A 6116-nucleotide genomic window follows, 5' to 3' on the forward strand; every position below is an offset into this window, starting at 1 on the left:
TCCCCGCCCGCCCGGACGACGCGGACCTTCCTCCAGCCCGTCTGGTGGCCGACGCCGTAGTCGGCCGGATACCCCGGCCCATGGTTCGCCGCGCCGGGCCCGAAGGGGCGCGGGCGCGCGACGCCGCGGACGGCGTCGCGCTCCTCCGAGCCCAGCGCGTGCCAGAAGCTGTCGCGGAGCCTCCCGGACCGGTCGGCGGACCGCTCGCGGACCCCCTGCGCCCGTGCCGACGCGGCCCCGGCGCGCGCGAACCCGGCGAGCGGAGCCACGAACAGGGCCAGGACGGCGAACGTGAACGCGGCGAGCAGCGCCGCCGCGGACGTCCCGGTCTCCGCGGCCGCCCACGCCGTGCACACCGCCCCGAGGACGCCGAACGTCACGGCCCCCCGCGCGAGCGCCCGCCCCGGATCCGCCGCGTGCGAGGGCGCGGGCCCCGGCCCGTCCGCGGCGAAGGCGGGCGAGGCGTCGGAGAACGCCTCCAGCAGCAGCCGCGCCCGGCCCGCTCCGCCCGGCGGCGCCGTCCCCGGCCCGCCGGCGGCCGGTGCGTCGGAGAACGCCTCAAGCAGCCCGCGCCAGCCGCGATCAGGACTCGGCATCGCTTCCCCCGTTCATCCGGCCCGACCGGGCCCGTCGTCGTCCTCACCGTCGCCGCCCGGGCCCGGCGGCAGCGCCCAGAGCGCGTACCGGCCGAGCTTCGCCATGACGGCCGGGGCGCTCGCGCCGCACGCGAACGCCAGCCACGGCGCGTCGATCAGGTCGCTCGCCGCGGCCGCCGACGTCACCATCGCGGCGAGCGCGCAGTGCAGCGCGCAGGCGAACAGGTAGTACCGGCCGCCCGGTCCCTTCGGGTAGCGCCAGGGCGGCCCCTTCACGCGCCGGTTCGCCTCCAGGAACGCCAGCGTGCGGTTGGCCGCGGCCCCCATGAGCCCCCACACGACGAACTGCCACATGACCCGACGGTAGGGTCCGGGGCGGCGGCAGATAGTGACACGCCGCACAAATCACCCACGAGCGATGCGCTCGGGTTCGGGTAGGTGTGCCGCATGGGTCCTGAAGAAGCCGGCGCCAAGGTCAAGCTCGCCACCACCCGCTACCGCGACCTCGCGGAACAGGTCGAAGCCGCGAAGGACGACCTGCTGAACGCCTACGCGGACGCGGCCTGCGAGGGCGTCGCCCCCGAGGAACTGGCCGCCGGCTCCCCGTTCACCGCCGACGACATCCGCCGCGAACTGCGCAAGCGCGGCGCCGAGCCGGGCGAGGGCGCCGCCGGCCCGCGAGGGTAGGCGGCGCCGGGGTCAGGCGGACGCCTGGTGGACCTTGAGGAAGGCCCGCTGCTGGCCGAAGAAGAAGATCACGGCCCACAGCACCCAGACCAGGGCGTAGCCGGCGTGTCCGCTGAACAGCGCTCCGACCGCGCCGACGACGGCGCCGACCATCGCGGGCAGGCAGGTCGCGAAGGTCAGGCGGGGCATCGCCGAGCCCGACAGCAGCAGGCTGATCAGCAGCCCCGGTGAGGCGAGGGCCGCCGACTGCGGCGGGAACACCGCGACCATGCCCTCGTCGTAGGGAAGGAACACCATGAAGATCGCGGTGGCGATTCCACCGATGGCGCCGAACAGCATCGGCCCGCCTCCCGCTCGATCGAGGTGACGGCGACGGTATTCCCGCTCCGCGGGCGGAGGCCCCTTCGCCGAGGGGATATGGCCGGATGCGGGCGGCACCGCACCAGCGACGCCGGTCTCCTTGCAGCGTGCCCAATCGGGCGATCTCACTGAGCAGGACGGGCTGGGCCGCGCATCCTCAGCGGGCGTCGCGGCGGGCTTGGCGGCGGGCGCCCTTGGCGCGGGTGGCGGCGTGGCGGCGGTTCAGGGCCGGGTCGGCGGTCGTGGGTCTGCGGCGAGCCGTCGTTTGGGGCGTCATCGACTCGGGTTGCGGGGCGCCGGGCTGATGCGGGGTTGGGCGGGACGGGTTGGCCGCGGCGATGCGCTCGGCTTTGATCTCCGAGGCGCTGCGCCTTGCGGCCCTGGCCAGATACCAGCTCACGCGGGCCAGGGCGTCCTCGAACACCTCTGCCTTCTGAGCGGCGCGGGTGTTCTTCGGACGGGCCTTGCCCCGTCCGCCGTGCTCCTCGATCCGCGCGCTCGCGCTGCGGCGGTACAGCTTGCTGTACTTGTTGCGGGCGCGCCGGATCCGCGTGTGCAGATCGACGAGCCCGTCCTCGGTGAGGTCGGAGAGTTCGGCCCTCCCGGTCTCCCGGACGAGAGCCTTCTCGGGCTCGTTCAGCGAGTTCAGCAGCGCCTTCATCAGCCCCCCAGACGGTCGGTGCGGCACTGTCGAGCGTCGCACGAACCTTCGCAAAGGGTGGGACGAGAACACCCCAAGAACGGCAGACACCGCAGCTTATGATCGCTTGTGGCCGGTCACCGCTTCACGTCCAGCCAACCGTGCCGAGAACGGGGCCGGAAATCGGATCGGGTCAGAGCGGTGTGGTGAATCAGCAGGTCATCGCGCTGCTCATCGGGCGAGGTGGCGGGAGATGACCAGGCGCTGGATCTGGTTGGTGCCCTCGAAGATCTGCATGACCTTGGCCTCGCGCATGAAGCGCTCGACCGGGAAGTCGCGGGTGTAGCCGGCGCCGCCCAGGACCTGCACGGCGTCCGTGGTGACCTTCATGGCGTTGTCGGTGGCGACCAGCTTGGCGACGGACGCCTCGCGGCCGTAGGGGCGGCCCGCGTCCTTGAGCCGGGCGGCGGCGAGGTAGGTGGCGCGCGCGGACTCGACGGCGGCGGCCATGTCGGCCAGGACGAAGGCGAGCCCCTGGTGGTCGATGATCGCCTTGCCGAAGGCCTCGCGCTCCTTGGCGTAGGCGACGGCGGTGTCGAGCGCGCCCTGGGCCAGGCCGGTGGCGACCGCGGCGATGCCGAGGCGGCCGGCGTCGAGGCCGGCGAGGGCGATGGACAGCCCCTGGCCCTCGTGGCCGATCAGGTGGTCCGCGGGGACGCGCGCGTCGACCAGCCGGACGGTCGCGGTGGTGGAGCCCATCAGGCCCATCTTGTCCTCGGGCTCGTCGAACTCCAGCCCGGGGGTGTCGTCGGGGACGTGGAAGCAGGAGATGCCGCGCGACTTCTCCTGCGACGTGCGGGCCATGACGGTGTAGAAGTCGGCCTTGCCGCCGTGGGTCGTCCACGCCTTGGCGCCGTTGAGGACGTAGGAGTCGCCGTCGCGGACGGCCCTGGCGCGCATCGCCGCCGGGTCGGAGCCCGCGTGCGCCTCGGAGAGGCAGTAGGCGCCGAGGCGCTCGCCCGAGAGCATGTCGGGCAGCCACCGCGCACGCTGCTCGTCGGTGCCGAAGGCGAAGAGGGGGAAGCAGGACAGGGCGTGGACGCTGACGCCGACGCCGACGCTCGCCCAGGCCGCCCCGATCTCCTCCAGGACCTGAAGGTAGATCTCGTAGGGCTGCTCGCCGCCGCCGAACTCCTCCGGGTACGGGAGCGTCAGCAGGCCCGCCCGGCCCAGCGTCGTGAACGTTTCCCGGGGGAACGTCCCGGTGCGCTCGGCGTCCGCGACGCGCGGCGCGAGCTCCTTGGCCGCGATCTCGCGGGTGAGCGCGATCAGGTCCTCGGACTCGGCGGTCGGCAGGTGCCGGGTGGCGGGCATGGGCGGTCTCCTTTCGGCACCGCCAACCGTACCAAAAGCAGTACCGGCGAACCCGTTTTGGTACTGTCGCCGTCATGACCTCGGTGGACGAACGGGCGACCCGGGCGTCGCGGCGGCGCGAGACGCTGATCGACCGGCTCATGGACCTCTTCCTGGAGCGCGGGTTCGCGGAGCTGGGCGTCGCGGACCTGGCCGCGCTGCTGCGCTGCTCCAAGAGCACGCTGTACTCGGTCGCGGCGAGCCGGGAGCAGATCATCACGGCCGTCGTGCGGGCCTTCTTCCGCCGCGCCACCGAGCGCGTGGAGGCCGCGGTCGACGGCAGCGCCGACCCGCGCGAGCGGGTCGGCGCCTACCTGCGGGCGATCTCGGTCGAGCTGGCCCCCGCGTCCGCCGCGTTCTTCGCCGACCTCGACGCGTTCGCCCCCGCGCGGGAGATCTACAAGAGCAACACCCGGTACGCGGTGCGGCGCGTGCAGGGCCTCGTGCGGGAGGCGGCGCCGGGCGGCGACGCCGCGTTCGTCGGCGCCGTCGCCGGGCAGGTGATGGAGTCCATCCACCGCGGCGAGATCAAGGCGCAGACCGGCCTGGACGACTCGGCCGCCTACGCCGCGCTCGCGTCGCTCATCGTGGCCCGGATGGCGGCCGGCTAGCTCCGGGCCGCCTGCAGGGCGTGCTCGACGAGCGCCACCAGCACGCCCCGCGCCACCTCCCGGCTCCGCACGTCGCACATCATCACCGGGACCTCCGGATCGACGTCGAGGGCGTCGCGGATCTCCTCCACGGTGTAGCGGCGGGCGCCCTCGAACCGGTTCGCCGCGATGACGAACGGGATCCCCCGCTGCTCGAAGAAGTCGATGGCCGCGAAGCTCGTGCTGAGCCGGCGGGTGTCGACCAGCACGATGGCGCCGACGGCGCCGTAGGCGATCTGGTCCCACATGAACCAGAACCGCTCCTGGCCCGGGGTGCCGAACAGGTACAGCCGGACGCCACCGGAGAACGTCAGCCGCCCGAAGTCCATCGCCACGGTCGTGGTGGTCTTGCCCTCCACCCCGCCGAGGTGGTCGACGCCCACGGACGCGTCGGTGAGGACCTCCTCGGTGCGCAGCGGACGCACCTCGCTCACCGCGCTCACCAGCGTCGTCTTGCCGACGCCGAAGCCGCCGGCCACCAGGACCTTCAGGGTGTGGAGCGGGACGTCGTCGTCGCGCCCGTGCGCGGTGGCGGTCGGGTCAAAGGCGGCGGAGTTCATCGAGCACTCTCATGAGGATGCGGGGGTCGGGGCGTTCGGTCTGCGCGGCCTGCGGCATCTCCTCGATCAGGCCGTACTGGTGCAGGTCCTCCAGCAGGATCTGCACGACCCGCAGCGGCAGGTCGGTCTCCGAGGCGAGGTCGGCGGGCGTGGAGGGCCGCCCGCACAGCTCCAGCAGCCGCCGCTGCTCGCGCGACAGCCAGACCCGGTCGGCCGGGGTCCGGCCGGTCGCGACGAGGACGGTCACCAGGTCCAGGACGAGCCCGCGGGGGCGGGTGCGTCCGCGGGTGACCGCGTAGGGCCGGACGACCGGGCCGGCGTCCGACCCGACCCAGCGCTCTCTCGGGCTCTCCACGGCCGGCTCTAGCCTGACGCGCCCGAGCGCACCGGCGGGTCCTGCGACTCGGCGCCGCGCGGCTGGGCCGCCAGCGTGCGCCGCACCCGCTTGATCAGCATGGTCGTCTCGTAGGCGACCAGCCCCGCGTTGCCGCCGGCGTCGCTCAGCACGGCCAGGCAGCTCCCGTTGCCCGCCGGCATGACGAAGAACAGCATGCCGTCCAGCTCGACGACGGTCTGCCGCACCTGCTTGGCCTGGAAGTGCTCGCGGGCGCCGTTGGCCAGGCTGTGGAAGCCCGACGACAGCGCCGCGAGGAACTCGGCGTCCTTGCGGGTGACGTCCCCCGAGGCGCCCATGACCAGGCCGTCCCTCGACAGCAGGACGGCTTGGCGGACCTCGCCGACCCGCTGCACCAGATCGTCGAGCAGCCAGTCGAGCTCGCCCGAGGCGTTGCCCTGCCGCATCATGACTCCCCCCATTCATCGCGTGGATCAAGCTCGCCCGGATCGTCGTCGACCCTGCCGCGCAGCCATCCCGACTGCAGCGACGCCATCAGGTCGCGGCTGAGCTCCGGGCTCGGTTCTTCGAAATCGTCCTCGCCGGCCGAGGCGGCGGGCCGGCCGTGCCGCGGCGCGGAGCGCCCGCGCAGCTGCGGGGCCAGGGAACCCTGCCGCACCCGGCGCGGAAGCCGTCCCGTGACCTCGCTGTCCTCCACCCCGCCCGGCCGGGGCTCGGCGCCGTCCGGCCGGACCCGGCCCTCCGGCGGGTCGAGCGGCGGGTCGGACGGCGTGCAGCAGCCGCAGACGCCGTGCTCGCAGCCGACGTGCGTGCCGGTGAGCCCGAGGTCGTGCCGGAGCAGGTCCGACAGCAGCC

At 73.8% G+C, this 6116-nt stretch carries 10 protein-coding genes and 1 pseudogene; 2 read left to right on the forward strand and 9 right to left on the reverse strand.

Annotated elements, in window-relative coordinates; translation table 11 throughout:
* Positions 1–596, reverse strand: a 596-nt coding sequence (locus ABWI04_RS41180) for a hypothetical protein (RefSeq protein ID WP_353835809.1), incomplete at its 3' end; no start/stop codon positions are given.
* Positions 597–608: 12 nt separating this feature from the next.
* Positions 609–950 (reverse strand): hypothetical protein, encoded by a 342-nt coding sequence (locus tag ABWI04_RS41185; protein ID WP_345183809.1) that lies wholly within the window; start codon positions 948–950, stop codon positions 609–611.
* A gap of 93 nt (positions 951–1043) precedes the next feature.
* Here ABWI04_RS41185 and ABWI04_RS41190 point away from each other — a divergent pair, with 93 nt between their 5' ends.
* The gene (locus tag ABWI04_RS41190; RefSeq protein WP_353835810.1) at positions 1044–1283 is read left to right on the forward strand and encodes a hypothetical protein; all 240 of its coding nucleotides are present in this window, start codon (positions 1044–1046) and stop codon (positions 1281–1283) included.
* Between the two features lie 12 nt (positions 1284–1295).
* Here the strand turns inward: ABWI04_RS41190 and ABWI04_RS41195 are convergent, their stop codons facing one another.
* The 3 genes from ABWI04_RS41195 to ABWI04_RS41205 all read right to left on the reverse strand — a co-directional run bounded on the left by ABWI04_RS41195 (position 1296) and on the right by ABWI04_RS41205 (position 3657).
* On the reverse strand, positions 1296–1622 hold the full coding sequence (locus tag ABWI04_RS41195) for a hypothetical protein (RefSeq protein ID WP_353835811.1): 327 nt from the start codon (positions 1620–1622) through the stop codon (positions 1296–1298).
* A 178-nt stretch (positions 1623–1800) separates the two neighbouring features.
* On the reverse strand, positions 1801–2304 hold the full coding sequence (locus tag ABWI04_RS41200; RefSeq protein WP_345183815.1) for a hypothetical protein: 504 nt from the start codon (positions 2302–2304) through the stop codon (positions 1801–1803).
* A 210-nt stretch (positions 2305–2514) separates the two neighbouring features.
* Positions 2515–3657 (reverse strand): acyl-CoA dehydrogenase family protein, encoded by a 1143-nt coding sequence (locus tag ABWI04_RS41205; protein ID WP_353835812.1) that lies wholly within the window; start codon positions 3655–3657, stop codon positions 2515–2517.
* Positions 3658–3731: 74 nt separating this feature from the next.
* Between ABWI04_RS41205 and ABWI04_RS41210 the strand changes: the two genes are divergently transcribed.
* Complete coding sequence (locus ABWI04_RS41210) at positions 3732–4307, forward strand: TetR/AcrR family transcriptional regulator (RefSeq protein WP_353835813.1); 576 nt, start codon at positions 3732–3734, stop codon at positions 4305–4307.
* Here the strand turns inward: ABWI04_RS41210 and ABWI04_RS41215 are convergent.
* The 4 genes and pseudogenes from ABWI04_RS41215 to ABWI04_RS41230 form a co-directional block, all read right to left on the reverse strand.
* The gene (locus ABWI04_RS41215; protein WP_345183820.1) at positions 4304–4906 is read right to left on the reverse strand and encodes a GTP-binding protein; all 603 of its coding nucleotides are present in this window, start codon (positions 4904–4906) and stop codon (positions 4304–4306) included. The two genes, ABWI04_RS41210 and ABWI04_RS41215, sit on opposite strands and share 4 nt — an antisense overlap.
* Entirely contained in the window at positions 4887–5261 is a 375-nt protein-coding gene (locus tag ABWI04_RS41220) for a DUF742 domain-containing protein (RefSeq protein ID WP_185025215.1), read from the reverse strand. Before ABWI04_RS41220 ends, ABWI04_RS41215 begins: the two co-directional genes overlap by 20 nt.
* An 8-nt stretch (positions 5262–5269) precedes the next feature.
* The gene (locus ABWI04_RS41225) at positions 5270–5710 is read right to left on the reverse strand and encodes a roadblock/LC7 domain-containing protein (protein ID WP_205718435.1); all 441 of its coding nucleotides are present in this window, start codon (positions 5708–5710) and stop codon (positions 5270–5272) included.
* Positions 5707–6116, reverse strand: a pseudogene (locus ABWI04_RS41230) (hypothetical protein); the annotation flags it as partial. The gene ABWI04_RS41225 and the pseudogene ABWI04_RS41230, both read right to left, overlap by 4 nt.

The sequence above is a fragment of the Actinomadura sp. NPDC000929 genome, from assembly GCF_040492065.1.
Lineage (GTDB): Bacteria > Actinomycetota > Actinomycetes > Streptosporangiales > Streptosporangiaceae > Spirillospora > Spirillospora verrucosospora.

Coding starts and splice junctions, on each gene's coding strand:
- ABWI04_RS41185 (WP_345183809.1), bottom strand. CDS start 950: ATGTGGCAGTTCGTCGTGTGGGGGCTCATGGGGGCCGCGGCCAACCGC.
- ABWI04_RS41190 (WP_353835810.1), top strand. CDS start 1,044: ATGGGTCCTGAAGAAGCCGGCGCCAAGGTCAAGCTCGCCACCACCCGC.
- ABWI04_RS41195 (WP_353835811.1), bottom strand. CDS start 1,622: ATGCTGTTCGGCGCCATCGGTGGAATCGCCACCGCGATCTTCATGGTG.
- ABWI04_RS41200 (WP_345183815.1), bottom strand. CDS start 2,304: ATGAAGGCGCTGCTGAACTCGCTGAACGAGCCCGAGAAGGCTCTCGTC.
- ABWI04_RS41205 (WP_353835812.1), bottom strand. CDS start 3,657: ATGCCCGCCACCCGGCACCTGCCGACCGCCGAGTCCGAGGACCTGATC.
- ABWI04_RS41210 (WP_353835813.1), top strand. CDS start 3,732: ATGACCTCGGTGGACGAACGGGCGACCCGGGCGTCGCGGCGGCGCGAG.
- ABWI04_RS41215 (WP_345183820.1), bottom strand. CDS start 4,906: ATGAACTCCGCCGCCTTTGACCCGACCGCCACCGCGCACGGGCGCGAC.
- ABWI04_RS41225 (WP_205718435.1), bottom strand. CDS start 5,710: ATGATGCGGCAGGGCAACGCCTCGGGCGAGCTCGACTGGCTGCTCGAC.